Source organism: Curtobacterium sp. ER1/6 (genome assembly GCF_001742745.1).
Lineage (GTDB): Bacteria > Actinomycetota > Actinomycetes > Actinomycetales > Microbacteriaceae > Curtobacterium > Curtobacterium citri.
The window spans coordinates 97,112-123,660 of sequence record NZ_MJAK01000006.1; the positions used below are offsets into that span (position 1 = coordinate 97,112).

The 26,549-nt window shown below is 73.5% G+C and carries 29 protein-coding genes; 15 read left to right on the forward strand and 14 right to left on the reverse strand.

Features of this window, described 5'->3' with window-relative positions; all coding sequences use genetic code 11:
- Window positions 1–28: 28 nt before the first annotated feature.
- Together Cus16_RS10870 and Cus16_RS10875 are read right to left on the reverse strand one after the other, a co-directional pair.
- Window positions 29–1,021 (reverse strand): alpha/beta hydrolase, encoded by a 993-nt coding sequence (locus Cus16_RS10870; protein ID WP_069712677.1) that lies wholly within the window; start codon window positions 1,019–1,021, stop codon window positions 29–31.
- On the reverse strand, window positions 1,014–2,537 hold the full coding sequence (locus tag Cus16_RS10875) for an MFS transporter (RefSeq protein ID WP_223246590.1): 1,524 nt from the start codon (window positions 2,535–2,537) through the stop codon (window positions 1,014–1,016). The genes Cus16_RS10870 and Cus16_RS10875 overlap by 8 nt, the downstream gene beginning before the upstream one ends.
- A gap of 147 nt (window positions 2,538–2,684) precedes the next feature.
- Here Cus16_RS10875 and Cus16_RS10880 point away from each other — a divergent pair, with 147 nt between their 5' ends.
- A complete protein-coding gene (locus Cus16_RS10880; protein WP_069712678.1) occupies window positions 2,685–3,488 on the forward strand; it encodes an SDR family NAD(P)-dependent oxidoreductase in 804 nt (267 codons plus the stop codon).
- 34 nt (window positions 3,489–3,522) lie between these two features.
- Here Cus16_RS10880 and Cus16_RS10885 read toward each other — a convergent pair whose 3' ends face one another.
- Window positions 3,523–3,978, reverse strand: coding sequence for a hypothetical protein (locus Cus16_RS10885; RefSeq protein ID WP_069712679.1), 456 nt, complete (start codon window positions 3,976–3,978; stop codon window positions 3,523–3,525).
- A gap of 481 nt (window positions 3,979–4,459) precedes the next feature.
- On the opposite strand from Cus16_RS10885, the gene Cus16_RS10890 reads away from it, so the two are divergent.
- Both Cus16_RS10890 and Cus16_RS10895 read left to right on the forward strand, forming a co-directional pair.
- Window positions 4,460–4,858: a hypothetical protein gene (locus Cus16_RS10890; RefSeq protein ID WP_141718941.1), complete on the forward strand. Its 399-nt coding sequence runs from the start codon at window positions 4,460–4,462 to the stop codon at window positions 4,856–4,858.
- Window positions 4,849–5,073 (forward strand): DUF2530 domain-containing protein, encoded by a 225-nt coding sequence (locus Cus16_RS10895; protein ID WP_069712681.1) that lies wholly within the window; start codon window positions 4,849–4,851, stop codon window positions 5,071–5,073. The genes Cus16_RS10890 and Cus16_RS10895 overlap by 10 nt, the downstream gene beginning before the upstream one ends.
- A 119-nt stretch (window positions 5,074–5,192) precedes the next feature.
- Here the strand turns inward: Cus16_RS10895 and Cus16_RS10900 are convergent, their stop codons facing one another.
- Entirely contained in the window at window positions 5,193–6,308 is a 1,116-nt protein-coding gene (locus tag Cus16_RS10900; protein ID WP_069712682.1) for a Gfo/Idh/MocA family protein, read from the reverse strand.
- Window positions 6,305–7,105 (reverse strand): sugar phosphate isomerase/epimerase family protein, encoded by an 801-nt coding sequence (locus Cus16_RS10905; protein WP_069712683.1) that lies wholly within the window; start codon window positions 7,103–7,105, stop codon window positions 6,305–6,307. Before Cus16_RS10905 ends, Cus16_RS10900 begins: the two co-directional genes overlap by 4 nt.
- A 243-nt stretch (window positions 7,106–7,348) precedes the next feature.
- Here Cus16_RS10905 and Cus16_RS10910 point away from each other — a divergent pair, with 243 nt between their 5' ends.
- From Cus16_RS10910 to Cus16_RS10920, 3 genes are all read left to right on the forward strand, one after another.
- Window positions 7,349–8,641: an MFS transporter gene (locus Cus16_RS10910; RefSeq protein WP_069712684.1), complete on the forward strand. Its 1,293-nt coding sequence runs from the start codon at window positions 7,349–7,351 to the stop codon at window positions 8,639–8,641.
- Window positions 8,642–8,739: 98 nt separating this feature from the next.
- Window positions 8,740–10,062 carry a carboxylesterase family protein gene (locus tag Cus16_RS10915; protein ID WP_069712685.1) on the forward strand — a complete coding sequence of 441 codons (1,323 nt, stop codon included), beginning with the start codon at window positions 8,740–8,742 and terminating at the stop codon, window positions 10,060–10,062.
- Between the two features lie 99 nt (window positions 10,063–10,161).
- On the forward strand, window positions 10,162–10,752 hold the full coding sequence (locus Cus16_RS10920; protein WP_069712686.1) for a TetR/AcrR family transcriptional regulator: 591 nt from the start codon (window positions 10,162–10,164) through the stop codon (window positions 10,750–10,752).
- 53 nt (window positions 10,753–10,805) lie between these two features.
- Here the strand turns inward: Cus16_RS10920 and Cus16_RS10925 are convergent, their stop codons facing one another.
- On the reverse strand, window positions 10,806–11,573 hold the full coding sequence (locus Cus16_RS10925) for a DUF4184 family protein (RefSeq protein ID WP_069712687.1): 768 nt from the start codon (window positions 11,571–11,573) through the stop codon (window positions 10,806–10,808).
- Between the two features lie 19 nt (window positions 11,574–11,592).
- Window positions 11,593–12,876, reverse strand: coding sequence for an alpha/beta hydrolase (locus tag Cus16_RS10930; protein WP_069712688.1), 1,284 nt, complete (start codon window positions 12,874–12,876; stop codon window positions 11,593–11,595).
- A 294-nt stretch (window positions 12,877–13,170) separates the two neighbouring features.
- On the opposite strand from Cus16_RS10930, the gene Cus16_RS10935 reads away from it, so the two are divergent.
- Both Cus16_RS10935 and Cus16_RS10940 read left to right on the forward strand, forming a co-directional pair.
- Entirely contained in the window at window positions 13,171–13,611 is a 441-nt protein-coding gene (locus tag Cus16_RS10935; RefSeq protein ID WP_069712689.1) for an NUDIX hydrolase, read from the forward strand.
- A 105-nt stretch (window positions 13,612–13,716) separates the two neighbouring features.
- On the forward strand, window positions 13,717–14,067 hold the full coding sequence (locus Cus16_RS10940; protein ID WP_069712690.1) for a hypothetical protein: 351 nt from the start codon (window positions 13,717–13,719) through the stop codon (window positions 14,065–14,067).
- 28 nt (window positions 14,068–14,095) lie between these two features.
- Here Cus16_RS10940 and Cus16_RS10945 read toward each other — a convergent pair whose 3' ends face one another.
- A complete protein-coding gene (locus Cus16_RS10945) occupies window positions 14,096–14,464 on the reverse strand; it encodes a VOC family protein (RefSeq protein WP_069712691.1) in 369 nt (122 codons plus the stop codon).
- A 37-nt stretch (window positions 14,465–14,501) separates the two neighbouring features.
- Here Cus16_RS10945 and Cus16_RS10950 point away from each other — a divergent pair, with 37 nt between their 5' ends.
- Window positions 14,502–15,143, forward strand: a complete 642-nt coding sequence (locus tag Cus16_RS10950) for a nucleoside/nucleotide kinase family protein (RefSeq protein WP_069712692.1) — start codon at window positions 14,502–14,504, stop codon at window positions 15,141–15,143.
- A gap of 58 nt (window positions 15,144–15,201) precedes the next feature.
- Entirely contained in the window at window positions 15,202–16,035 is an 834-nt protein-coding gene (locus Cus16_RS10955) for an NmrA family NAD(P)-binding protein (protein ID WP_069712693.1), read from the forward strand.
- 408 nt (window positions 16,036–16,443) lie between these two features.
- Here the strand turns inward: Cus16_RS10955 and Cus16_RS10960 are convergent, their stop codons facing one another.
- Both Cus16_RS10960 and Cus16_RS10965 read right to left on the reverse strand, forming a co-directional pair.
- A complete protein-coding gene (locus Cus16_RS10960; RefSeq protein ID WP_069712694.1) occupies window positions 16,444–17,415 on the reverse strand; it encodes a helix-turn-helix transcriptional regulator in 972 nt (323 codons plus the stop codon).
- Window positions 17,416–17,426: 11 nt separating this feature from the next.
- On the reverse strand, window positions 17,427–18,380 hold the full coding sequence (locus Cus16_RS10965; RefSeq protein WP_069712695.1) for an AraC family transcriptional regulator: 954 nt from the start codon (window positions 18,378–18,380) through the stop codon (window positions 17,427–17,429).
- 239 nt (window positions 18,381–18,619) lie between these two features.
- On the opposite strand from Cus16_RS10965, the gene Cus16_RS10970 reads away from it, so the two are divergent.
- The 3 genes from Cus16_RS10970 (at window position 18,620) to Cus16_RS10980 (ending at window position 19,763) form a co-directional block, all read left to right on the forward strand.
- Window positions 18,620–18,838 (forward strand): hypothetical protein, encoded by a 219-nt coding sequence (locus tag Cus16_RS10970; protein ID WP_069712696.1) that lies wholly within the window; start codon window positions 18,620–18,622, stop codon window positions 18,836–18,838.
- A 78-nt stretch (window positions 18,839–18,916) separates the two neighbouring features.
- Window positions 18,917–19,096: a hypothetical protein gene (locus Cus16_RS10975; protein ID WP_069712697.1), complete on the forward strand. Its 180-nt coding sequence runs from the start codon at window positions 18,917–18,919 to the stop codon at window positions 19,094–19,096.
- A gap of 70 nt (window positions 19,097–19,166) precedes the next feature.
- On the forward strand, window positions 19,167–19,763 hold the full coding sequence (locus Cus16_RS10980; protein WP_083263893.1) for a TetR/AcrR family transcriptional regulator: 597 nt from the start codon (window positions 19,167–19,169) through the stop codon (window positions 19,761–19,763).
- A 176-nt stretch (window positions 19,764–19,939) separates the two neighbouring features.
- On the opposite strand, the gene Cus16_RS10985 is transcribed toward Cus16_RS10980, so the two are convergent.
- From Cus16_RS10985 to Cus16_RS11000, 4 genes are all read right to left on the reverse strand, one after another.
- The gene (locus Cus16_RS10985) at window positions 19,940–21,211 is read right to left on the reverse strand and encodes a CynX/NimT family MFS transporter (protein WP_069712698.1); all 1,272 of its coding nucleotides are present in this window, start codon (window positions 21,209–21,211) and stop codon (window positions 19,940–19,942) included.
- Window positions 21,208–21,870, reverse strand: a complete 663-nt coding sequence (locus Cus16_RS10990) for an HAD hydrolase-like protein (protein WP_069712699.1) — start codon at window positions 21,868–21,870, stop codon at window positions 21,208–21,210. The genes Cus16_RS10985 and Cus16_RS10990 overlap by 4 nt, the downstream gene beginning before the upstream one ends.
- A gap of 106 nt (window positions 21,871–21,976) precedes the next feature.
- On the reverse strand, window positions 21,977–22,672 hold the full coding sequence (gene nucS / locus Cus16_RS10995) for an endonuclease NucS (protein WP_069712700.1): 696 nt from the start codon (window positions 22,670–22,672) through the stop codon (window positions 21,977–21,979).
- Window positions 22,673–22,681: 9 nt separating this feature from the next.
- Window positions 22,682–24,037, reverse strand: a complete 1,356-nt coding sequence (locus Cus16_RS11000) for an MFS transporter (RefSeq protein WP_083263894.1) — start codon at window positions 24,035–24,037, stop codon at window positions 22,682–22,684.
- A 106-nt stretch (window positions 24,038–24,143) separates the two neighbouring features.
- On the opposite strand from Cus16_RS11000, the gene Cus16_RS11005 reads away from it, so the two are divergent.
- On the forward strand, window positions 24,144–25,298 hold the full coding sequence (locus Cus16_RS11005) for a LacI family DNA-binding transcriptional regulator (protein WP_083263895.1): 1,155 nt from the start codon (window positions 24,144–24,146) through the stop codon (window positions 25,296–25,298).
- Between the two features lie 128 nt (window positions 25,299–25,426).
- Complete coding sequence (locus Cus16_RS16695) at window positions 25,427–26,524, forward strand: alpha/beta hydrolase (protein WP_069712701.1); 1,098 nt, start codon at window positions 25,427–25,429, stop codon at window positions 26,522–26,524.
- Window positions 26,525–26,549 lie beyond the last annotated feature (25 nt).

The window sequence follows — 26,549 nt, forward strand, 5'->3', positions numbered from 1 at the left end:
GCGGATCCGCCCGCCTGCTGCGGTCCGGTCAGCCCCGGCTCGTGACCGGGCTCGGGGGACCGAGCAGCCGCGTGGTCCAGTCGGCCAGGGCTGCGGTCGCGGACCGCGACACCGCGGCACCGGGCACCATGCTCGTGAAGCCGTGGAACGCGCCCGGCCAGACGTGCAGCTCGGCGTCGACCCCGGCCGCCCACAGGGCACTCGCCCAGGCGACGGTCTCGTCGCGGAACACCTCGGCGCTGCCGCAGTCGATGTACGTGCGCGGGAGCCCGGACAGGTCGTCCGCGCGGGCGGGTGCCGCGTACGGCGAGACGTCGGCCGTACCGCGTCGGTCGCCCAGGTAGGCGCCCCAGCTGAAGTGCATCGCCTGTCGGTCCGCGATCCCCACCCCGTCGATCTGGTGCGTCGACACGGTGTCGTCGCGGTCGTCGAGCATCGGGGAGACCAGGACCTGGGCGAACAGCTCCGGCCCCCGGCGGTCGCGGGCCAGCAGTGCGGTCCCGGCGGCGAGCCCGCCGCCGGCGCTCTGGCCGGCGACGACGATGCGTGCGGGGTCGATGCCGAGCTCGTCCGCGTGGTCCGCGACCCACACGAGCCCGGCGTAGCAGTCCTCGACGGGGGTGGGGTCCGGGTGCTCGGGGGCGAGGCGGTAGTCGACGCTGACGAGCACGACGTCGTGGTCGAGCAGCCAGTCGTCGTAGGAGTCGAGGTTGCCGAGGTGGTGCCCCATCACCATCCCGCCGCCGTGGATTGTGTAGACCGCGGTGGTCGGGCCGGTCCGTCCGGTGCGCTGGATCACCGCCAGGTCGATCGGGACGCCGAGGTGACCGGGGACGCTGACGGTGCGGCGCTCGTACCCGCGGGCGCGCAGGCGGTCGTCGAGCTCCTGCTCGGTGACCTCGAGCGCACGCATGCGGGGGAGGGCGGCGGCGTCGATCGTGAACGGACCCCGGGCCGTCAGCGCGGTGAGGAAGACGTCGAGCTCGGGGTCGAACGGCGGGCGGGTCGTGGTGTCAGGCACGGGAAGACTCCTGGGAGGTGGTGGGTGCGGGCTGCTGCGTGGACGGGAGGGGAGCGGAGGTCGGTGCGGGGTCGGTGCGGCGCCGTCGACCGCGCAGGACGCCGACGCCGACGAGCAGTGCGGCGGCGCACGTCACGACGGCACCGGCGACCTGGACGGCACCGAGGACCGCCGTCGTGTGGGCTGCGGTGGGGTGCGCAACGGTGACGCTGCCGGGGACGAGCACGGCGAGGACCGTGCCGGTGGCGGCGATGCCCACCGCGGTGGCGAGCTCGCTCGCGGTGTCGACGAGTGCCGCGCCGATCGAGGTGCGGTCGGCGGGCAGCCCGGAGAGGACGTTGCTCCCCGCCACAGCGCCCACGACCCGCATGCCGACCGCCACCAGGGCGAGTGCGCCGGCGACCGCGGGGTAGCCCGTCCGACCGGCGACGGTGAAGACCGCCAGGCCGACGACGACCGCGGTGGCGCTGGTCCACGCGGCACGCTCGAGCCCGACGCGCCGCACGAAGGGTCCGACGAAGCGTCCGGCGGCGAGCAGGACGACGACCTGGGGCAGGGTGCCGACGGCGGCGAGTGCGGGCGGCCACCCCCAGGCGGACTGGAGCTGCAGGGTCACCAGCCACGAGAGCCCGGCAGTCGCCAGGCCCGCGGCCGCCTTGTGCGCGAGCCCGCTGGCGACGAGCGGCCGGGCGAGCAGGGCGATGTCGAGCATCGGCGAGCGGGCGGTGCGCTCGCGCAGGACGAACCCCACGACGGCCGCGATCGTCGCGGCGGCGACGGCCCACGCGACCGTCCCGGCACCCTCGACCGCGAGGGTCGGCGTGACGAGGACACCGGTGACGGCGGCCGTGCCGAGGGCGGCGCCGACCAGGTCGAGCGGCTCGCGGTGCAGGTCGTCGGGGCCGTCGGGTCGCACCCCGGCACGGATGCCGACCAGCGCGACCAGTGCGATCGGGGCGTTCGCGACCAGGAGGACCTGCCACGGGGCCACCGCCAGGACGAGGCCGCCGATCGTCGGCCCGACCGCGAGCCCGACGAGGCCCGCGGTCGACACCACCGTGAGAGCGCGGACCCGCAGGTCATCGGTGGCGACGAGCCGGAAGGTCAGTGCCATCGAGCCGGGCGTCGTCATCGCGGCGGCGAGCCCCATCAGAGCACGGACGACGACGAGCTGCTCCACCGACGTGACGAGGGGGGTCGCCGCGCTGACCAGGGCGAGGAGCACCAGGCCGGTGAGCATCGTGCGCCGTCGGCCGAACCGGTCGGCGACCGACCCGAACAGGAGCATGAGCCCGCCGAACGCCACGGAGTAGGCGCCGGAGACCCACTGCAGCGACGTGGTCGACGCGGAGAGGTCCCGTCCGATGGTGGGCAACGCCACGGTGAGGACCGAGTTGTCGAGCATCTCGAACAGGAAGACCGCGGACAGTCCGGCGAGGGCGACCCACGCGTCGCGCAGGCGGGCGGGCTCGGTGCGAGCGGGTGGGGTGTGAGCAGGCGGGATCCGAGTAGGCACGGGTGCACTCCTTCGATGAAGAAGTGGCGACTCCCGTGAGACGCGTGCTCGCTCCCGTCCGCCGGAGCGGAGCAGGATTTTTCCCTCTGGGCGTGACTGTACCGCGATCGCGGTCGACCGCGCCACCGCCGGGTGTACGCAGGATCCATGAGCCGTCCCCACTCTCCCTTCCGCGGCCTCCGAGCCCTCGTCACCGGCGCCAGCGGGGGGATCGGCGAGGCGCTCGCCCTCGGGCTCGCCGCAGCCGGCGCCGACGTCGTGCTGGTCGCCCGGTCCGAGGGGCGGCTCGACGCGCTCGCCGAGCGCATCCGCCGCGACCACGGCGTGACGGCGACGGTGCTCCCCGCGGACCTCGCCACGGCGGACGGCGTCGACGGGATCGTCGAACGGCTCGAGGGCACCCGGGTCGACATCGTCGTCGCGAACGCCGGCGTCGGGGACCACGGTCCCTTCGCCGCCGCGACCGACGACCGGCTCCGGACTCAGGTCGACCTCAACTGCACCGCGGTCGTCCGGCTCGTGCACGCGTTCCTGCCCGCCATGCTCGAGCGCCGGATCGGCGGCGTCATGACCGTGGCGTCGACGGCCGCGTTCCAACCGACGCCGCAGATGGCCGTCTACGGCGCGACGAAGGCGTTCGTGCTGTCCTTCACCGAGGCGGTCTGGCAGGAGAACCGGGGGAGCGGAGTCAGGTTCCTCGCGCTCTGCCCCGGCCCCACCGCGACGGGCTTCTTCGACGAGGCGGCGCGGGGAGCGGGGTCGGCGGGCGTCATGGAACGCGGGCGGCAGTCGGCGGAGCAGGTCGCGGCCGTGGGACTCCGGGCGTTCGCGCGGCAGGGCGGCCCGACGGTGGTGTCCGGCCTCGGCAACGCGGTGACGGCGAACGCGCACCGGTTCGTCCCGCGCGGACTGATGGCACGGATGTCGGCGCTCGTCACCGGCGGGGAGTGATCGTCCGGGCCGGCTGGTCACCGGGAGGGGCTGCTCACCCGTAGCCCTCGCTGTACAGCCGCCAACCGTCGGCGGTGTGGCGGAAGCAGAACTGCCACCCCGCGAGCGTCCCCGGGTCGTCGCCGGTCATGTTCGTCTGCGTGACGTCCACCGGGATGCACTGCACCGCGACCCCGCCGTTCTCGTCCGCGGGCCGTCGCTCGACGCTGCCGACGTTCCGGTGGGCGAGCAGGTCCGGGTGCTCGTCGAGCCAGGACGTCGGCTGCCGCTGCCCGCACCACGCCTGGTCGGGTGACGACGGTGCGTGCGCAGCCGTGAGGGCTTCGGTCACCGCGCAGTCGTGGGCCTCGGCGGCGCGGAGGTACACCCGCAGCACCTGCTCCGACGAGGCGCTCGCCGGAGGGAGGCGTCGCGCGGTCTCGGCGGCGTGCTCGAGGTGCACGCCGACGCCGGCCCCCGTGACGACGACGGCCAGCGCGGCAGCCGGCACGAGGACCGGCAGGCCCCGTCGTCGTGGTGCTCGGTCGTGCGTCGTGTCCGTGGCGCCTCCTTCGACAAGCGGTCGGATCCCCCTCGTCCCGACCCTGACACGGCACCCCTTCCGTCGGCATCCTCCTGCGGGACGAAGCCGACCGGCCGGTCGGCTGGTCGGACCGTCGGAACGACGACGCACGGTGCCGGAGCCAGCAGGGAGTCCCTCAGCCCGTGACACGAGGGAAGCCTGTGGTATATCACACGCGGTCCCGGGGTCCTTTCCGCTTACGGTCGGACTGCCGGGAGTGAAGGCCTCCCGGTTCTCGAGAGAGGGAGGAACCATGTCGAACTTCCGGAGCCGATCGATCGGTGTCGCACTCGCCGGCGCTCTCGTCATCACCGGCGGGCTGGTCAACGCACCCGTTGCGAACGCTGCCACTGGCCCACCGGTCGACGCGTCCGTCGTCCCGATCGACGCCGGCAGCCGTCCGCTCGCGATGGAGACCGTCCGGCGAGCCGTCGAGGAAGCCCGATCGGCAGGTGCTGTCGCGGACGAGCGTACCGAGGCCGACGGAACGAAGACCGTCGTGATCGAGGGCGACGACGGGGCAACGCTGGAACTGAACACGGGCGGGACCAGTGCTCGGCTGGGTGCTGGGACCGACAAGTACGGCATGTTCGTCGCCTTCAACGCGTTCGACCAGAACCTGATCATCAGCGGTGCGTTGACGGCGATCGCGTCCGGCATGTGCGCGCTCGGTCCCGCGGTGTGCGCAGTCGCCCAGGTGGCTGCACTCCTCGCCAGCAACGCCATCAGCAACGGTGGTGGTGTCCGGTGCGGTACCAAGTCCCTCCGCGTCTACCCGATCTCGCACAGGGCACCCCGGTGCGCCTGAAGGCCCGAGCCGTGGCGTCGGTCCTGACGAACGTCTGGTTCGCGGTCGCCGTTGCCGTGGTGCTGCTGGTGGCCGGCTCTGCGTTCTTCTCCAGCACCGTGGACACGCCCTATCAGTGGGTGGGCGCGGCGCTCAACGGGCTCGCCGTGGGGGTGAGCGGCGTCTACGTCGGCACGACGGCTCGCCATCCCCGTCGACGGGACACGAGGCCCTGAACCGACGGACGGGAGGCGCGGTGCCAGCTGGCACCGTCCTCCCTCGCAAGCTCGGTCGGCGCGCCCCGCACAACGCTTCGCGTTGCCGCTGAGCGGGGCGCGCCCGTCCTGGTGGCTGACTACGCGTCCACGCCCTCCGCGAGCACGGCGGCCGCGGGGTCGAAGTCCTCCGGCAGTGGCTCCGGCTTCGTGATGCGCGAGGTGATCTCGACGGCCTGGCCGGAGTCGGCGGCGTCGCGGATGCCGAGCATCACGTCGAGCGCGTGCGACGCGACGGCGCCGGAGGCACGCTCCGGGCGGCCCTCGGCGATGGCGCGTGCCATCTCGACGACGCCCGTGCCGCGACCCCACGTGGAGCCCTTGTGCTCGAGGGTCGTCGGCTCGTCCTTGCCGAGCGTCCACAGCGTGCTGTCGCCGTCGAAGACGTTCGGGTCCGGGAGCACGATCGTGCCCTCGGAGCCGTTGATCTCGACGAAGCCGTTGCGGGGCAGGGCGTGCTGGAACGACAGGGTCGTCTGCGCGGACTGGCCGTCGGCGAACGAGATGAGCGCGGCGTGGTGCGTGGGCACCTCGACGGGGAACTCGGTGCCGGCGCGGGGACCCGAGCCGATCACGCGGGTCTCGCGCGACTTCGACGCCACCGCCTGCACGCGCGAGGCGGAGCCGAACGCGTGGAGCAGGGTCGTGACGTAGTACGGGCCGATGTCGAACAGCGGACCGGCGCCCTGCGCGTACAGGAACTCGGGGTCCGGGTGCCACTGGTCCGGGCCGGGGACGTGGAACATCGTCGTCGCGGTGAGCGGCGTGCCGATGTCACCGCGGGCGATGGCGCGGATCGCGGTCTGGATGCCGGCACCGAGCACGGTGTCGGGGGCGGTCGCGTACCGGACACCGGCGGCCGACGCGGCGGCGAGCAGCGCCTGGGCGTCCTCGGCCGTGGTGGCGACCGGCTTCTCGCTCCAGGTGTGCTTGCCGGCGGCGATGATCTGCTGGCCGACCTTGGCGTGCTCGGCCGGGATCGTGATGTTGACGACGATCGAGATGTCGTCGCGGGCGAGGAGCTCCTCGACCGTGCCGGACGCGGGAACGCCGTACTTCTCGGCCTGCGAGGCCGCGCGCTCGAGGATGAGGTCGGCGACCATCAGGACCTCGACGTCGGCGAACTGCGTCAGGTTGGTCAGGTACTGGTCCGAGATGTTGCCGGCACCGATGATGCCGACTCCGACGCGGGTCACTTGTCGTTGCCCTTGAGCCAGGCGAGCGACTCGGTGATGCCCTGGAAGACGTCGCCGGAGTACGCGTCGAACTCGACCACGCGGATCGCCTGCGGCGCGGCGGCGAGGATGCCCGCCACGTCGACGTCGCCCTGGCCGGCCGGGGTCTGGTTCTCGAAGGCACGCTGCAGGGCCTCGGGCACGACGAGCGCGCTCTCGGACGAGGGCAGCGCGGTGAGGATGTCACCGTCGACCTTGCCGTCCTTGACGTGGATCGCGACGACGCGGTCGCCGAGCGACTGCAGGACGGCCGGTGCGTCGGCGCCGCCGACGGTCGCCCAGAAGGTGTCGACCTCGAGGACGGTCTCCGGCGAGAGCTGCGACACGAAGAGCTCGTAGACGGTCCGGCCGTCGACCTTGTTCGTGAACTCCCACTGGTGGTTGTGGTAGCCGAAGCGCAGGCCGCGGGCGGTGGCCTCGGCGGTGAGCTCGTTGACGCGCTCGGCGATCTTCGCGACGTCGTCGGCGGTCTGCCAGCGGTCGGTCGGGATGAACGGGTCGATGACCGTCTGGATGCCGAGACGCTCGGCGGCGTCCCAGATCGGCGCGGTGTCCTCGGCGTCGATCACGGCGACGTGACCGGACGGGGCCTTGAGGCCCGTGGCGGCGAAGGCCTTCTCGAGGTCGGCGGCGCGCTCGACGAACGCGTACGGCTCGACGTTCTCGTAGCCGATCTCGCGCACCCGGGCGATGGCCTTGTCGAGGTCTTCGGCGATGGCGTCGCGCAGCGAGTACAGCTGCACAGAGGTGGTGGGCATGGCAGAGGGCTCCTTCGGTCCTGTCTGGGTGTCGCGGCATCTGGTGTCGCAGCCCGTCGAGGATCGATGCTCCCCGGCGAGATCGATCACGACGCTACCCCAAAAACCACCCGCTGTGTAGTTTTTGTCGCGCGTCGTCCATCGGCAATTTGCGCAACACGTGTCGCACGCGGGCCGAGCGATGTACACTCGCCGACGGAAAACCTTGCAGCACAAGGTTTCCGTTCGACTCAAGGAGGCGTCATGAGCACACCCGAACCCGGCAGCCGCGCGGTACTGGACCCGGAGGGCATCACCCAACCCGTCAGCACCATGCGGGTCGGCATCGGCTACCAGGTCGCCCTGTTCCTCGGGCAGTTCGGCCTCTTCGTGGCACTCATGGCCCCGGTCTACGTGAGCATGCAGATCAAGGCGCAGGCCCTGGTCGGTGACGACGCCGCGACCGTGATCGGCTCGGTCCTGCCGATCGGCGCGTTCGGCGCGCTCATCATGAACCCCCTCGCCGGTGCCCTGTCGGACCGCACCCGCACCCGCTGGGGTCGTCGGCGCCCGTGGCTGCTCGGCGGCGTCGTGGTCTTCGCGATCGCCCTGGCCTGGATCGCCTACGCGCCGGACGTCCTCAACCTGACACTCGGGTGGCTGCTCGCCCAGCTCGCGGCCAACGCCACGCTCGCCACGCTGCTCGCGAGCTTCGCCGACAACGTGCCGCAGCTGCAGCGCGGCCGGTCGTCGAGCATCATCGCCCTCGCGCAGAACACCGCCGTGCTCGCGGGCACCTACCTGTCGGTGTTCTTCGTGGCGAACCTGCCGGTCCTGTTCATCGCGCCGGGCATCCTGGCGATCGTCCTCGTGCTCGTCTACGCCCTCGTCGCCCGCGACGAGCTCCCGACGTACACGCTGAAGAAGTTCACCTGGCTGAACCTCGTCTCGTCGTTCTGGACGAACCCGATCAAGAACCCGGACTTCGCGTTCGCGTGGTGGTCGCGCTTCCTCATCATCCTCGCGACCTTCATGTTCACGACGTACCGCCTGCTCTACATGCAGGAGCACCTCGGGATCGAGAAGCTGCAGGACGCCACCGCGGCCGTCGCGTTCGGCGTGCTCCTGTACACGCTCGCCCTGCTCGTGAGCGCGGCGCTGTCCGGCTGGGCGTCGGACCGGCTCGGCCGCCGCAAGGTGTTCGTCGGTGGGTCGACGGCGCTGTTCGCCGTCGGGCTCGTGGTGCTGGCACACGCCGACACCGTGACCGGGTTCTACGTGGCCGAGGTCGTCATGGGCTTCGCCTACGGCATCTACTCCGCGATCGACACCGCGCTGGTCGTCGACGTGCTGCCGAACGCCGACCGGCCGGGCAAGGACCTCGGCGTGATCAACATCGCGAACGCGCTGCCGCAGTCGCTCGCCCCGGCGATCTCGCTGTTCTTCCTGTCGATCGGCAGCGTGCACGCCGACAACTACACGCTCATGTGCTGGGCCGCCGGGGTGGTCGCCCTGCTGGGCGCCCTCGTGGTCATCCCGATCAAGCGGGTCCGGTAGCGGCGGTCGCGACACGCGACACCGGACGGACGGGAGGCGCGGTGCCAGCTGGCACCGTGTCTCCCGTCCGTCCACTGGTTCCTGGGTACCGTGAACGGATGCTCCAGCCCGTCACCCGTCCCTTCGACACCCCTGCCGGCACGATCGAGGCGGTGGTCGACGGCGACGTGACCCGTGCGATGGGGATCCCCTACGCACGGGCGGCGCGCTTCGCGCCGCCGGAGCCGCAGCCGGCGTTCGCCGAACCGTTCCGCGCGGACACGCCGGCGCCCGTCCCGCCGCAGCCGACCGCGCTCCTCGTCGACCAGCTGCTGCCGCGGATGGACCACCTGCGGGTCGACGAGCACTGCCAACGCCTCACGGTCACGGTGCCCTCGGACGTGGGTGCGGACGACCGGCTGCCCGTGATGGTCTGGATCCACGGCGGGTCGTACGTCCTGGGCGGCGGCGACCTGCCGATCCACGACGCGCACGACCTCGTCACCGAGCAGCGGGTCGTCGTGGTGACGGTGACCTACCGACTCGGCGTGCTCGGGTTCCTCGGCGACGGTGGGTCGGTGCCGGCCAACCTCGGACTGCTCGACCTGGTCGAGGCGCTGCGCTGGGTGCAGCGGAACATCGCCGCGTTCGGCGGGGACCCCGGGACGGTCACCGTGTTCGGGCAGTCCGCCGGGGGCGACGCCGCCGCGCACCTGATGATCAGCGACGGGGCACGGGGACTCTTCCGTCGCGCGATCGTGCAGAGCGCGCCGCTCGGCCTCTCCCGCGGGCGGGCTCGGATGAACCGGGCGATGGTCCGGGCCGTGGGGACGGTGGCGGAGGACGCCCCGCTCGACACGGTCCTCGAGCGCCAGGAGCTCGCGACGAAGGCCGGTGCGCGGTACGGGCTCGCCGGGGGCATGCCGTTCGGGACGCAGTACGGCTTCGCGCCGCTGCCCGCCGAGCGGGACACGGATCGGGCCTGGCGCGCGGTCGCCCCCGACGTCGACGTGCTCATCGGCTCGGGGTCCGACGAGGCGGGCACGTACGTGCCGCTCGTGCCCGGCCTCGGGAGGGCGGCACGGTCGCGACTCGTGCGACCCCTGCTGCGCTGGCTGCTCGTCCGACCGCTGACCGAGGTGATCTACGGGCGCGACGCCCGCCGGTTCGCCCGGCGGCACCGGGCGGCAGGCGGCCGCGCGACCGTCTACCGGCTGCTGCGGCACCCGTCGGTGGTGCCGGTGGGTGCCGTCCACATGAGCGACCTGCCGCTGCTGCTCGGCGGACGGGAGGTGTGGGGCGGCAGCCGCTTCGTCCCCGAGCGCGACCTGGCGGAGGTCGAGCGGCGCGGGCGGGCCTTCCGTGCGGTGTGGGCGGAGTTCGCCCGGACGGGTACCGTGACCGCGCCGGACGACGAGACGCTCGTGTTCGACCGGGGCTGACCGGGTCCGGCGGGAGCACCCGTGTCGCCTCGGCCGGGGATCGGTGACGCCCCCGAACGGGCGGTCGCGGCGGTCCGCGCGCCCGTGCAGGATCGACGCATGCCCGAGAGCGACGTCGACCTCCGCGCCCGCATCGTCCGCGGTGCCGCCGACGCGTACCGGGCGACGGACTTCCACCAGGTCGGTCCGGTGGAGGTCGCGGCGCACGCCGGGGTCACCGTCGAGGAGGTCCGGCGGGCCTTCCCGTCCTGGGACCTCCTCGTCGTCGCGGTGGTCGACCGCTGGAGCAACGGCGGGCGACGAGCCACCTGGAGCGTGGCGGAGCGGCACGGTGCGGTCGCGTACCTGCGCGCGCGCCTGGAGGACGGGCAGCGCGAGCCCGGGCTCGTGCGGCTCCGGATCGCCCTGCTGAGCGCCGCCTCCGCACCGGGGCACCCGGCGTCCGGGTGGTTCCGGCACCAGTACACGAGTTCGTTCGAGGACGTCGCCCTCGCCCTCGTGCGCGACGTCGTCGCCGGACGGGAGACGCGGGGGACCTCGCCGCGGCACGCCGCCGAGCAGCTCGTCGCGCTCTTCGAGGGGCTGCAGCTGCAGGCGATGCTCCTCGACGGGACGGACCTGCTCGCCGGCTGGGACCGGGCCGTCGCGCGCATGCGGGCGGGCTGGGCCGGCGCGGCCGTCACGGCCTGAACGGCACGACGGCCTGAGCACGCCCCCGTGGGCGTCCGCTTCGTCGCGTCCTGCTAGCGGGCCACCCGCTCCGTCCCACGACCGGTCCACCGGTGGTTCGCGAAGAGGACCACCGCCCCCGCGACGAGCGCGACCGCGACGAGGGCCGGCACACGGAAGGCCAGCGCCGTGACGACGTCCGTCGCTCCGCCGCCGGCCACCACGACCCGGACCCCGACGACGAGGGCGGCGCCGACGACCCCGACGAGGGCGACCACCGGCACCGCGACCTCGACCCTGCCGAGCGGACGGACCGCGCGGGCCTCGGCCCGACGCCACCACACCACCGCCGCGACGAGCAACGCGAGCAGCCCGAGCACGCTCGACGCGTCCTGCAGGAGGAACGGCAGCGGGTAGGTGCCGACCGTTGCGTCCCGGAGTGCGGGCCAGGCGCGCACCACGAACCCGGACTCGTGCGTGAAGCCGTCCCACACGACGTGCGTGACGCTCCCGAGCACGCAACCGGCCAGCACGGGGACCACGTCGCGGACGGTGGGGGTCGGCCGCCGGTGCCACGCCGTGGGCAGCCGTCGCCGGGCGGCCGGCACGACCGGGGTCCAGGCCGGGCGGACGACGAACCACCACACCGCGAGCACCACGAGGGAGACGGCGAGGTCGATCGTCAGCACGCCCCACCAGGAGTGGGCCGCGTCGTACGGCGGCAGGAACGGGGCGAAGAGCACGGCGTCGGGCGCCATCGACCCGACCGCGACGGCGGCGACCGGCAGGGGCAGCCGGCGCACGCCCAGGGCGACGACCGCGTGGCTCACGGTGAAGGGCACGGTCGGGTCCTCGTCCTCGTCATCGGGCCAGGTGCGTCCGGTGCATGAACCACACGACGCCCTCGGCCAGGGCGACACCGGCGGTGTGCCAGTCGTGTCCACCATCCTCGACCACCCGTTCGGTCACGGCGACCCCGGCGGCACGGGCGGCGGCCGCGACCCGGGGCACGACCGGCCCGTAGCGGGTGTCGTCGGCACCCGCTGCGATGAACGCTGCGGAGTCGGGGTAGGGCGCGTGCTCGGCGAGCACCTGGAGGGGTTGTGCCGCCCGGAACGCCGCATCGTCACCGCGGAAACCCCTCGTGATGGTGTCGTCACGATCGCGCAGCATCGGCCCGAGCTGTCCGGAGACGTCGATCCACGAGCCGAAGCGGTCCGGCCGTCCGGTCCCGAGCTGCAGGGCGCACGTGCCGCCCTGCGAGAACCCCGAGACCGCCCAGTCGGCGCCGTCGGTCGCCGCGTGCAGGTGCGCCTGCACCCATGCCGGGACGTCCCGCGTCAGGTAGGTCGCGCTGTTGCCGAGCGGACCGTCGACGCACATCGGGTTGTTCGTCGCCTCGGCGAGCTGGTCCGGCATCACCACGATCGGGGCGAGCCCGTGGTGCCGCCGTGCGACCTCGTCGAGCCGGTCCGCCATCCGTCCGGCCTCGAGGATGTTCGCCGGGGCCGCCCCCGGACCCTGCCCGGACAGCATCACGACGACGGGGAGTTCCGGGGCGTGGTCGACCAGCGCGGCCGGCGGCAGCCACACGAGCGCCGGACGCGCGCGGAAGTGCGAGACCGTCCCGGGGATCCGCACCGAACCGTACCGACCGTGTGCGGGCAGGTCGTGCGGCGGCCGCCAGTCCGACGCGTCGGCGAGCCGCGGCCCCGGGTGCGGGTCCGTCGGCAGACGGAGCGCCGGCACGTGGGACTCGCCCAGCGCGTCCGCGATCGTCGGGAAGAGTCCCGCGTCACGGTTCACCGCGAGTCCGCCCGAGACGAGCGCGAGCGGCACCAGCAGGACCGCCACCGTCCGGGCGAGCAGGCGTCCGCGCACGAGCCCGACCACCGCGACGGCGAGCAGGGCGCACACGACCCCGGTCCACACCCGGTCGACCCAGGTGGGCGGGATGCCGAGGACGTCCAGCACGTCGCCGAGGAACCACGACAGCAGCGTCCCGAGCAGTGCGCCCGCGACGACCGCCACCGCGACCCACCGCCACGACCGGCGCACCGCGGCGGCGACGACCACCGCGGCCAGCAGGGTCAGCGCGTACAGCGGCAGGAGCACGTGGGCGGAGAGGAGCGGCAGGGTCGTCACGGGTGGTTCCGGCGGTCGGGGCCCTCCCGGGTGCCGGCGGCGGGGGACGGGCGGGAGCGGCGTCGTCCCGCGACCGTAGCGAGCGGAGGTGTCCGCACGGCGCCGGGATCGAGCTTCCTCGGCGCCTTCCCGGCTGACCCTGAGCAGGCCCGCACCGAACGTGGCCGGGTGACGGGACCGCCGTCTCCGGTCGGCCACCGATCGGCGGCCGACGGTGGACGCACCGGCGCCTCGAGCCCGACGTGCGCGGCGCGTCTGGGAGCCGCGGGTGGTCCGTGCTGGCAGGGTCGGCGGATGGAGTACACGGACTACGACACCCGGCTCGCCGCCTACGCGGTGGTCACCGAGGGCGACCGCGTGCTCCTCGCCCGCCTGCGCGTCCCCGAGGCCGGGACGTGGACGCTCCCCGGCGGCGGGGTCGAGTTCGACGAGACCGTCGAGCAGGCCGTCGTGCGCGAGGTCCTCGAGGAGACCGGGTACGAGGCCATCTGCGGCCCCCTGCTCGGCGTGCGGCACCACATCGTGCCGAAGGAGCGCCGGATGCACGACAACGGCCGGCCGATGAAGGCGGTGCAGGTGGTCTTCCGGGCGACCGTCACCGGCGGCACCCTGCGCAACGAGACCGACGGCTCGACGGACGAGGCCGCGTGGGTGCCGGTCGCGGAGCTGCCCCGTCGCCGGCACGGGCTGCTCGTCCCGATCGCCCTCGGCTGGGCGGGGGCCCTGCGCGCCTGAGCGCGGTGCCCGCCCGTCCGGCTGCCGACCGCCCGGACCACTGACCACTGACCGCTGAGGGCGTCCGGGTACCCTCGGCGGCGTGACGAACCGAGGAGGACGGACGTGAGCGGTGCTGCCACCGACCTGTCCGCGCGCCTCTGGGACGAACGCGACGTGCTCGGGCGCCTGGTCCTCGCGGTCGACGACGCGGCCCGCGCCGACCCCCTGCTCGACCGGTTGCAGACGCTGCGCCTCGAGCAGGACGTCCTCGTGCACGCCCTCGCCGAGCAGTGGGGGGCCGCTCCGGACACCGCCACGCTCCGGTCCCTGGAACGCGTCGCGCCACCGCCGTGGGACCTGCTCCTGCCGGACCACCTGGCGGCGCTGACGACGCTGACGGCCGAGCTCGACGGCATCGTGCCCGTCGGTCCGGTCGGGGATCGGTGGGACCGACTGCGGTCCGCCCCGCGCTGAACCGGATCGGGTGCCGGACCCGGCCGCGTCAGGACTCGAGCACGCTGAGCACGTTGCCCGACGGGTCCGTGAACCAGGCGATGAGCGGGCCGCCCCGTCGGTTCACGCCCCGCTCGTCGGTGACGCCCTCGTACCGGAGGAACGCGATCCCCTTCGCCGTGAGCTCGTCGACCGCGGCGTCGACGTCCGGCACGGGGAAGTTCAGCACCGTGAACGACGCCGGTTCGTGCGCCGGACCCTTCGGGTACACCAGCACCCCGGGACCGTCGCCGACCTCGAGCACGAGCATGCCGTGGTCCTCGCGGACGGGGAGCCCGAGCACGCCCTCGTAGAAGGCCCGGGCCTCGGGCACGTCACGGACCGAGAACCCGCTGAACGCCGTCGTCGCGTCGACCATGCGGCCAGTGAACCACCCGGCCTGCGAGGATGGACGCGTGACCGGTACCGAGCTGTCCGTCGACGACGCCGTCGACCGGGCCGTCGCGCTCGCCGCAGCACCGGGGCGGACGGTCCTCGGCATCACCGGGGCTCCCGGCGCGGGCAAGTCCACCCTCGCCCGGCGGATCGTCGCCGCCGTCGACGCCGCCCACGGCACCGGGACGGCCGTGCAGGTGCCGATGGACGGCTTCCACCTGGCGAACGCGGCACTCGACGCCCTCGGCCGCCGTGGTCGGAAGGGCGCGGTCGACACGTTCGACGCGGGCGGCTACGTCGCGCTCGTGCGCCGCCTGGTGGCCGCGGACGAGGACGTCGTCTGGGCCCCGGACTTCGACCGTCGCGTCGACGAACCCGTGGCCGGGAGCATCCCCGTGCCCCGTTCGGCCCGGCTCGTGGTCACCGAGGGCAACTACCTGCTCGACGCCGACGAGCCCTGGTCGGCCCTGCCGACCCTGTTCGCCGAGACCTGGGCGTGCGTCGTCGACGACCGGGTCCGCGTCGACCGCCTGGTCGGGCGGCACATGCGCCACGGACGCGACCACGAGGCGGCCCGCAGCTGGGCGCTCGAGGTCGACGGCGTGAACGCGGCGAGGGTCGCGACCACGATGACCCGTGCCTCCCGGACGGTCCGGACCTGACCTGACCCGACCCACCAGTCCGCCGACACGCCAGCCCGACGACACGACAGGAGCGACCATGACCATCGCCATCACCGGGGCCACCGGCAACATCGGCGGCGCCGTCGCCCGCGCGCTCGCCGCGGCGGGCACGCCCGTCCGCCTGCTCGTCCGCGACGCGTCCCGGGCACCGGAACTCCCCGGCGCGGAGGTCGCCGTGGCGTCCTTCGCCGACGCCGGCGCCAGTCGTGCCGCACTCGAGGGCGTGGACCTGCTCCTCATGGTCTCCGGCGCCGAGGCGCGGGACCGTCTCGACCAGCACCGCACCTTCGTGGCGGCGGCCGCCGACGCCGGCGTCGGGCACGTCGTCTACACGTCCTTCGTCGGCGCGGCCCCCGACGCGACGTTCACGCTGGGTCGGGACCACTGGGCGACCGAGCGGGCGATCGAGGAGTCGGGCGCGGCGCACACCTTCCTGCGGGACTCGTTCTACCTGGACTTCGTCGAGGACCTGGTCGGCGAGGAGGGCGTGATCCGCGGGCCGGCGGGGGTCGGTGCGATGGCCGCGGTCGCCCGGGCGGACGTCGCACGGGTCGCCACCGAGGTGCTGCTCCACCCGGACGAGCACCGTGACCGCACCTACGAGCTGACCGGACCCGAGGCGATCACCCTCGCGCAGGCCGCCGCCACCGTGTCCGAGGTCCGGGGCCGTGCGGTGACGTACCACCCGGAGTCGGTGGAGGAGGCGTACGCGTCGCGGGCGCGGTGGAACCCGGAGTCGTGGCAGGCGGACGCCTGGGTGAGCACGTACACCGCGATCGCCGAGGGTGCGCTCGCGCACGTGTCGACGGACGTCGAGCGCGTGACCGGTCGACGTCCGCTGTCCCTGCGCGAGGTCCTGCAAGCCGGTTGAGCCGGCGAGGGAGAACGATCGTTCTTCCCGCGTTGTGGGTCTCGTGGTGCCCGCCGACGAGGTGGTCTGATGGACGGGTGTCCGGCGCTCGCGCCGGGATCGCTGCAGCCCTCCGGGGCGGCGGTCGACGTGTCTGGCTGTGTTCGGGTCACGGCCAGGCACCGCACCCAGCGCCGGCCCGGTGTCTGTCCGGATGACGCACGCACCTGGGAGCGTCTCCGACCGCGCCTCGTAGTGTCGTCGGCGCTACTCCGCGCCGTACCCTGCGCGGAAGCCCGGATCCCTGTTCCCGGGCTGGTCTCGTCTCACCCAGCGTCGGACCCGACGGCGCCGTAGCGCGAGGGTGCCCGCCCGTGACCCGAACACCTACGGGCACCCTCGCAACCCCCGACCGGTGGTCGGTCCCGGTCAGGCGTGCCGCTCCCGGGCCGCCCGGAGCGTCTCACCCGGGAGCTCGCCGAACTCCTCGCGGTACGCACCCGAGAACCGGCCGAGGTGCGTGATCCCGACGGCCCGCGCGACGTCCGCGACCGCGGCGTGCTGTCCGGTCTCGAGCTGCTGCCGCGCCATCAGGAGCCGGACGCTCCGCAGGTAGCTCATCGGCGTGGTGCCGTGGATGCGCTGGAACGCGCTCTGCAGGCCGCGGACGCTCATGCCGGCGGCCGCGGCGACGTCGTCGACGGTGATGCGCTCGGCGACGTGGTCGAGGAGGAACGTCTCGGCGTCGGCGAGGCCGGCGTGGGCGGTCCGCGGTGTGTCGACCTGCGCGGGCCAGTGCGGGATCGCGGTGAGCAGGCCCGCGGCGGCCATCGCGGCGAGCTCGTGCTCGCGGGCCAGGGAGACCTCGCCCGTGGTGCCGAGGATCTCCGCGGCGACGGTGCGGACCATCAGCCACCACGCGGCGAGCGGTGCCCCGTCCGGGATGTGGTTCGGCTCGAACTCGAGCGGCCCCGGCTCCCACCCGCCGCGCTCGGCGGCGACGCGCTCGACGACCTCGCGGTCGATGCGCAGGACGTCCTTCTGGAACCGGTCCCACTGCACCTGCTGGCGACCGGGCGAGTACAGGACCGGACGACCGATCGGCAGCTGCTGGCCACCCACCACGGCGTGGCCGGCCTTCAACCAGACCAGGACGATCGCAGCGGTCGCGTCGACCTCGCCGCGTACCGTGCCGGTGCAGCTGGTCGACTCGAGGGTCAGCAGCGGCGTGCCGGTCAGGGTCTCCTCGAACGTGAAGTCGCTGCTGCCGGTCACGTCGAGGCCGCGCACCAGGAAGGTGTGCAGGATCGCGTTCCGGGCGGTCGCGGTGTCGCGGGTCCGCGTCACGAGGCGCGTCCGCGTGATGGTCGCGGCGACCGGGTCGTCGTCGTGGTCGTGCATGCGTCCGTTCCTCAGCTGCGGCGGAGGGTGTCGCGGGGGTACTCCCCGTGCTGTTCAGCGTAGGAGGCGGAGAACCGACCGGCGTGCGCGAAGCCCCAGTGCCGTGCGACGTCGGCGATGTTCGTCGTCGCCGGGTCGCCGGCGAGCAGCGCGTCCCGCACCCGGTCGAGCCGGACGTGCCGGATGTAGCCGTTCGGGCTCATCGCGACGGTTCGCTGGAAGGCGTGCTGCAGGGCACGGAGGCTGAGGTTCGCGACCGAGGCCAGGTCCGCCGTGGTGATCGGCAGGTGGGCGTGCTCGTGCACGTACTCCACGGCGGTCCGGACGTGGCTGTTCTTCGGCAGCAGCAGGTCGGCCGGCAGCGACGCGGAGACGACCGGGTACAGCTCGAGCAGGGCGAGCGCCCCCAGTCGGCCCATCTCGGCCTGCAGGAGCGGTGACGCCTGACGGTCCATCACGGTGTGGGAGATGAGCTGCACGCTGCTGCGCCACACCTGCAGGGCCCGGTCGTCCGGGCGGACCGTGTGGTCGAGTCGCAGGTCACCGGGTGCCGTGCCGCGCTCGCCCGCCACGGTCTCGAGCGCCGCACGGTTCACCTGGACGATGCGCTGGTCGTAGTCGTCGTACGAGAACGCCGCACCCTGCTGCGGCCAGAGCTGCGGCCGACCGGGCTCCATCCGGACCTGGTCGTCACCGGTGCCGATCGTCGCGGTGCCCTTCGTCGTCCACTGCACGACGAAGTCCTCGGACGGGGTCATCACGCCGTCGAGGTGTCCGTCGAACCGGATCGTCCTGAGCGTCATGGACCGGTCACCGACGGCGGTGTACCGGAACGAGAACGGCTGCCGGGTCTGGTCGGCACTCCACTGCTGGCCCGCGTACGCCTCGGAGAGGAAGTCGCGAGCGACATCGAGGTCGGTGCTCTGCGTCGCTTCCTGGACACGGGTCGGGTTCGGGTCATCCATGGGGTGGCAGCAGTGTGCCGGAGGAACCGGGCAGGGGCCGACCAGTATCCGGAACACGTCAGGATCTGACCCGACCGGCGCCGTCCCCACGCAGCCACATCCGCTATCCGACGGCACCGCATCCGCTATCCGACGAGCTCGTCGCCGGTGGTCGCGGGCGTCGCCACCCGCGCCGTACGGTCGGACCACCGCCCGACGCCACTCCCGATCCGGCGCCGAGCAGAACGAGGGACACCCCCATGACCACCATCACCGCCACCGACCTCCAGGTCGCGCCGACGACCGCGCACGACGCCGTGTCGCTCCGTCGCCGTCGCCGTCCGGCACAGCGCAGCCCCTTCACCGAGGTCCTCGAGGCGCGTCGGCAGCACACCCTGCAGGTGGCAGCCGTGAGCTCCGGCATCCTGTCCGTCACCGTCGCGGCCTCCGCGGCGATCATCCTCACCCTCTCCGCATGAGCGCCCTGCTCGCGCACGACGATCTGGCCACCCAGGCCATCGACATGACCGCCCTCCTCGCAGAACAGGACCGCACCGATGCGTGACCGCCACGACCTCGCCGCCCTCCGCCAGGACCCGACCGAGTGGCACCGCCGCGGCATGACCGCTCCGGCGGAGCTCGACCGGATGATCTCCGAACGCCTCGGGGCGCAGTTCTCCAGCACCGCCCGCTCCGCCTTCGAACCGTCCTACGCGGACTTCTTCACCGCGGCCTGATCCCGGCCGCGCCCGACCCGGGTGCCGGTCAGCACCCCGATCGGACCCCGCACAACGGACACGTCACACCATGACCCTCCTCACCCTCACGCCCTCCCGCCGCGAGACCGACGTGCAGCGCGCCGCCTCCGGTGCCGCCGACGCCCTCTTCACCGAGCGCGGTGTCATCCCGGTCACGCTCGAGGACGTCGCGGACCGCGCGGGGCTGACCCTCGCCGAGCTCACCGCCGCCTACCCGACCAAGCGTGACCTGGTCGTCGCCGTGCTCCAGCGGTGGCACGGGGCCTGGCGCCGGGCGCTGGACCGGATCGCGTCGTCCGAGAGCGATCCGCGGGACGAGGTCCTCGCGATCTTCGGGTACCTCGAGGAGTGCTTCGAGGACGAGGGGTGGCGCGGCTGCGCCTTCATCAACGGCCACGCGGAGCTCGGTCGGCAGGACCCGGGCGTCGCCGAGCTCGCGCGCGAGCACTTCCTCGACGTCCAGCGGCACCTCACGCTCGTCTGCGAGCGGGGCGCGATGCCGGCGCACATCGCGCAGGGCCTGTCGCTCCTGATCGAGGGCGCGCGGGTCGAGTCCGCCGTCCAACGGTCGGCTCAGCCGGCGCGCTCCGCTCGGCTGGCCGCGGCCGTGCTCATGTCGGTCTACGAGTCGCGTCCGACCTTCTGACGCCGCGCGCGGGCGTGGCGACGCTCGCGCGGGCGGCGACAGGCGCGTGTCGAACCACGTTGCCGACATCGAACCAGGCGTCGACACTGGTTCGATGTCGCAAGCGTGGTTTGACGCGATCCCGCGCGCACCCGCACGCCGCACGCCGCGCCGCGCGACGGCGCAGCCCGCCCGCGTCAGTCGACGCGCCGCGCCGCGATCGTCCCCGCGACGCCGAGCGTCAGCACCGCGACGAGCACGACGAGCAGGGGTGCCGTCCAGGTGCCGGTCGCACCGTGCAGGGAGCCCGCGACGAGCGGCCCCGCCGAGCCGATCAGGTACCCGCCGCCCTGCACGAACGCGGACATCCGCCGGGCGTCGTCGTCGCTCGTCACGATCCGGACGATCACGATGAAGATGACCGTGATGCCTCCGCCCTGCGCGGCCCCGCCGAGGATCGACCAGAGCAACCAGAGCTGCGGCGCGAACAGCAGCCCGAGCGGCATCGCGAGCCAGAGGAAACCCACCAGGGCGATGATCCCGCGCGGCCGGAACCGGGTCGCGAGCACCGGGACCCCGAGTGCGCCGACGACCGCCATGATCTGGAACACCGACGAGCTCGCGCCGGACGACTCGGCCGAGAAGCCGATCTCGTCGTGCAGCAGGGTCGGGATCCACGCCGTGAGCGCGTAGTACGAGAACGCCTGCCCGCCGAAGGCCAGCGTCAGCCCCCACGTGATGAGCCGTCGGGCCGGTCGCACCGGCTCGGCCGCGGCACCGGACCGCGAAGTCGACGCGACGGTGCGGATCGACCCGGTCTCGGTCAGCAGCTCGACGGGCCCCGTGGCCGCGACGGGCTCGTGGTGGAGCGGCCGGAGCCACGCGGCCCGGGCGCCGACGGTGTACGTCCACGCGAGTCCGGCGACGACGGCGAAGACCGCCCACACGGCGATCGCGACGGGCCAGCCCCACGCGGCGGCGATCGGCGCGGTGCCGAGCGAGGTGATCATCGACCCGACGTTGAGCGCCGACGTGTACACGCCCGTGACGATGCCGACGCGCTCGGGGGAGGTGTCCCGCCGGATGACCACCGGGACGACCACGTTGCCGATCGTGATGCCGACGCCGATCACCGCGGTGCCGACGAGCAGCGCGGCCGACGACGGCAGCGACCGCACGACCGTGCCCACGAGCACGATGAGGAGCGAGAGCGAGACCGCACGCTCGGGGTCGGCCTTCGCGATGACCCAGCTCGCGAACGGCGTCGCGAGCGAGAAGCACAGCACCGGGATCGTCGTGAGGAGCCCGGCGATCGTCGCGGTCAGCCCGAGGTCGACCCGGACCTCGCCGATCACCGGCGCCGGCGCGACGATCGGGCCGCGGAAGTTCAGGGCGATGAGGACGATCGCGGCGGGCAGCAGCCAGGCGGCCCCGCGGAGTCCGCGGCGGACCGCGGTGCCGTCCGTCACGAGGCCGGCAGCAGGATCGGCAGCAGGTCGAGCGGGGTCGCGGCCTGCGCCACGGTCCCCTCGGCCTCGGACGGGGCACCGTAGCCCCACTCGGCGAAGACCACCGGGACGCCGTGCACGCGGGCGCCCTCGACGTCGTGCAACCGGTCGCCGACCAGCACCGGGCGGCTGACGTCGTGGCCAGCAGCCTCCAGGCGGCGCAGGGCCTCGGCGACGACGTCGGCCTTGGCGCTGCGGACCTCGTCGTCGCTGGCGCCGGTGACGAAGTCGATGTACCGCGTCAGGCCGTAGTGGTCGAGGATGACGGTCGCCGGGGTCTCGGGCTTGCTCGTCGCGGTCGAGATCGGCAGCCCGGCCTCGTGCAGGGTGCGGAGGACGACGTCGATCCCGGGGAACATCGCCGAGTCGAGCGCGCCGCGGGACAGGTAGTGCTCGCGGTAGACGGCGAGCGTGTGCTCCGCCTGCGCGTCGTCCATGCCCATCGCGGTCCGGAAGGTGTCCATGATCGGCGGGCCGACGAACGACATCAGCGTCGCGTGGTCGGGCACGGGCACGCCGACCGTCCGGAAGGTGTGCGTCATGCTCTCGAGGATCCCCGGAGCGGAGTCGCTGATGGTGCCGTCGAGGTCGAACAGGATGGCGGTGTACGGGCGCGTCATGTCCTGCCCAGCCTAGTCGGGGCGGTGGCGGCGACCACGGGACGGCCGCAGCGGGGTGGCGGACCGCAGCCGTGCCTCCCGGCCGGACGTCAGAACCGGCCGGACGTCAGAAGAGGCGGGTGTGCCCGCCCTCGATGCCGCGCATGGCGTCGTAGTCGAGCACCAGGACGCGGATGCCGCGGTCCTCGGCGAGGGTGCGCGCCTGCGGCGCCACCGTCTGCGCGGCGAGCACGCCCTGCACCGGACGCAGGTGCGGGTCGCGGTTCATGAGTTCGAGGTACCGGGTGAGCTGCTCGACGGCGTCGATGTTCGCGTTGCGCTTCATCTCGACCGCGACGCTCGCCCCCGCGTCGTCGCGCGCCAGGATGTCGACCGGTCCGATGGCTGTCATGTACTCGCGGCGGACGAGCGTGTGCCCGTCACCGAGGAGTTCGATCTGCTCCGCGAGGAGCTGCTGCAGGTGCGCCTCGACGCCGTCCTTCACCAGGCCCGGGTCGGTGCCGAGGTCGTGGCTCTCGTCGGCGAGGACCTCGTACAGGCTCACGATGAGCTTGTCCTGCGTCTTCTTCTGCGTGACCGTCCACACCTGCGTGATGCCGGCGCTCGCCTGCTCCTCGTCGGGCTCGCCGATCTCGACGGAGCACGGCGGGCTCATCCAGTTCAGCGGCTTGTAGCTGCCGCCGTCGGAGTGGACGAGCAGCGAGCCGTCCGCCTTGAGCATGAGCAGGCGGGTCGCGAGCGGCAGGTGGGCCGACAGGCGTCCGGCGTAGTCGACGGAGCAGCGGGCGATGACGAGACGCACCCGGCGATCCTAACGGTCGGTGTGCGCTCCGGCGTCCGTCGGCTCGGCCTGGAGGCGCGAGGCACGCCCGTCGTCGGTCGTCCCGTCCGTCCCGTGGTCACCGTCCGACCCGTGGTCGCCCCCGTCCCGCCGCGCACGTCGGCGCCGCAGCGTCTCCGCCGCCGCACCCGTCTCGCGGGCTGCGCCCGACGCCAGGCCGGCCGCGATGATGAACACGAACACCACGAGCAGTGCGCCGAGCAGGCCGATGTGCTCGCCGAGGAAGCCGATGAGCGGGGGGCCGGCCAGGAACGCCACGTAGCCGATCGTCGCCACCGCGCTGACCTTGAGCGCTGCCGAGCGGGGATCGTCGGCCGCGGCGGACATGCCCATCGGGAAGCCGAGGCTGGCACCGAGGCCCCAGAGCACCACGCCGACGATCGCGATCGGGACGACGTCCACGAAGATGAGCATGCCGAGGCCCACCACGGCGACGATCGCGCTCGCCCGGAGCACCGGCACCCGGCCGAACCGGTCGATGAGCGGGCTGCCGGCGATGCGTCCCGCGGTCATCGCCGCGAGGAACACCGTGAGCACCGCGGAACCGGCCGCGTTGTCGAGCCCGTGCCCGTCGATCATCGCGAGGGGCAGCCAGTCGTTGGCGGAGCCCTCGGCCAGCGCCATGCCGAGCACGATCACGCCGATGAGGATCGTCGACGGCTGCGCCCAGACCTGCCAGCGCGTGAGCTGCACGGGCGTCGGGCTCGTGGCGGTGGACTCGTGCTCCTCGTACCGGTGCTCGTCGCCGAACCGCGACGCGGCCGCGAGCATGACCAGGCAGACCACGACCCCGAGGACCGCGAAGTGCAGCACGACGGGCACCTCGAGGGCCTCGGTCAGTGCGCCGAGGCCGGCACCCGCGAGCGTCCCGACGCTGAAGGCCGCGTGGAACAGCGGCATGATCGTGCGGCCGCCGGCCTTCTCGGCGGCGGCGCCGGAGACGTTCATCGAGACGTCGACCAGGCCGTTGCCGAAGCCGAAGGCGATCAGCCCGACCCAGATGGCCGCGAAGCCCCAGCCGTACGTGACGGCGAAGCCGGCGAACACCAGCCCGACGGCCAGGCACACGGACGCGACCTGCACGCCCCGACGGGCGCCGACCTTCGACACGATGTGCCCGGCGAACGTCAGGCCACCGATGGAGCCGACGGCCATGCCGAGGACGAGCAGACCCATCTCGAAGGTCGTCGCGCCGAGCGAGTCACGGACGCTCGGGATCCGGCCGAGCCAGGTCGCGATGGCGAGCCCGGAGAGCGTGAAGGCCACGAAGACCGCGGTGATCCACACCCGGGTCGTCGGGGCGGTGCGGGTGGACGTCGTCGTCATGTCGGTTCCGGTCTCGTGCTGGTGGCGGCTGCTGGACTGCGGATGCGGTGCGTCCCGGCGGTTGTCGAATCGATTCGACCGCTCGGTGTGACTACGCTAACGGGCGATGGACCAACCGGCAACAGCACGCGGCGCGTCCGGGACCGACGGCTCCCGCGACCACGTCGCCGGATCGGCGCGCCGTGGGCCCCGCCCCACGCTGGCCGCTGTGGCCCGTGCGGCGGGCGTCGCCCCGTCGACCGCCTCGCTCGCGTTCAGCGGCGCCGGACCGGTGTCCGAGGACGCGAAGGCCCGTGTGCTCGCCGCCGCCGCGGAGCTCGGGTACGGCGGACCCGACCCCCGCGCACGGTCGCTCCGCCGCGGGCGCTCCGGGGTGATCGGCGTCGTCATGGACGAACGCCTGAGCGACGCGTTCCGCGACCCGGTGAACGTCCTGACGCTCGACGGGATCGCCGAGGTCGCGGGCGAGGCCGGGGCGTCACTGCTGCTCGTCCGCAGTCCCCTCGACGACGAGCGCGGCACCGGGCCCATCGTCGACGCCCCGATGGACGCCGTCGTCCTGGTCGGGTGCAACGTGCGCATCGACCCCGCGGTCGCCGTCCTCCGCCGTCGGCAGATCCCCGTCGTCGCGATCGAGGCGGACGACATCGAGGGCGCGGTGCCGATCCACCTCGACAACCGCGACGCCTCGCGGCGGGCGGCCTCCTACCTCGCCGAGCTCGGCCACACCGCCGTGACGATCGTGACCCTGCCGCTCGACGCCGAGCGCCGCTGCGGACCGGTCGACGCTGCCCGCGAGGCCGCCGGCGTCGCGCACACGACGCTCGAGCGGTTGCGGGGCGTCCGCGAGGTCTACCCGGACGCGGCCGCGGTCGAGGCCGCCGGGAGTTCGGTGGAGGACGGCCGCGCCGCCGCACGGACCCTGTTCACCGACGGAGCGCCCGTGCCCACCGCAGTCGTGGCGCAGAGCGACCTGCTCGCCGTCGGGGTGATCTCGGCCGCGCTCGACGCCGGGCTCCGCGTGCCGGAGGACGTCAGCGTGATCGGGTTCGACGGCATCACCGTCGACGACAGCCTGCTGCACCGCTCGCCGATCCAGCGGCTGACGACGCTCGAGCAGCCGTTCGAGCAGAAGGGCCGGGCCGCGGCACGTGCGGCGCTGGCGATGCTCGAGGGGGTCCAGCCGGAGCCGGCCGCCTTCCGGTCGGAGCTGCGGATCGGGGACACGACCGGGCCGGTGCGCGCGGCGATCGGCGGCTGAGCACCCCGTCCCACACCCCGGACGTCGGCTGGTGGTTCCCTCAGCGCCGGCGAGCCGCCGTCGACCCGGACCCGGAGGTGCCGTCCCTACGATCCGTCCTCGTGCAGCGTGTCCAGCGTGTCGGAGTCGTGACGAGGGTCGTCCTCGTCCTGGTGGTCGCCGTGACGTCGGCAGCGGTCGCCGTCGCCCTGGTCGGGTGGTTCCGTCCGCCGGACCGATCTGCCGCCGCTGCTGCCCCGGTCCCGAGCGCGACCCCGACCGCAGCGTCGACCCCGACCGCCGACGGACTCGGGTCCAGGCTGTCCGTGTTCCGGCCGCTGGTGCTCGGTTCGACGGTCCCCGCGGGCGAGCGCCCGACCCCGGACGAGCCGTCGACCGTCGACCTCGCGACGACCTGGGTGGCGCCGTCGGACATGCCGCAGACCGGTCGGCTGCTGCACGTGTCGATCCCGGGCACGACGTCGCACTTCACCGCCCGCGACGCCCTGCTCTACCTGCCCCCGGCGGCCCTCGTCGCGGACCCGCCGCCCCTGCCGGTGGCGGTCGTGATGCCCGGGCAGTCGCGGGGGTCCGGCCCGGACGACCTGCAGAACGGCGGGCACATCGAGCAGACGATGGACGCGATCGCCGAGCTGCACCGTGGTCTGACCCCGATCGTCGTCGTCCCCGACCAGCTCGGCCCGGAGTCGGGCAACCCGATGTGCGTCGACGGGCCGCTCGGCAACAGCCGGTCGTACCTCGAGCACGACGTCCCCGCATGGATCACGAGCCACCTGCGCGTGCAGACCGGTGCCGCGGCCTGGACGATCGGCGGGTTCTCGCAGGGCGGCACGTGTGCGATCCAGCTCGGCGCCGGGGACCCCGACCGCTTCGGGAACATCATCGACGTCTCCGGCGAGCTCGGCCCCTCCCTCGGGGACCCGGCGCGGACGATCGCCCGCGGGTTCTCGGGGAACGCGGCGGCGTACCGGGCGGCCCAGCCCCTGGCGGTCATGGCCCGGCACGGCCACTACGCGTCGACGTGGGCGTTCTTCACCGCGGCGCAGCTCGACACCCACTACGGCCCGGCGATGCCCGTCGTCGCGGAACGTGCGGCGGCGGTCGGGATGCACGTGACGCGGTGGGTCCTGCCCGGTGCTCGGCACAACTGGACGATGGCGCGGGCGGCGATCGCCGCGGGTATGGCGTGGCTGGAGCCGCACGTGGGGCTGGCGCCCGCCGGCTGACGGTCCGGATCGAGCACGACGTCCA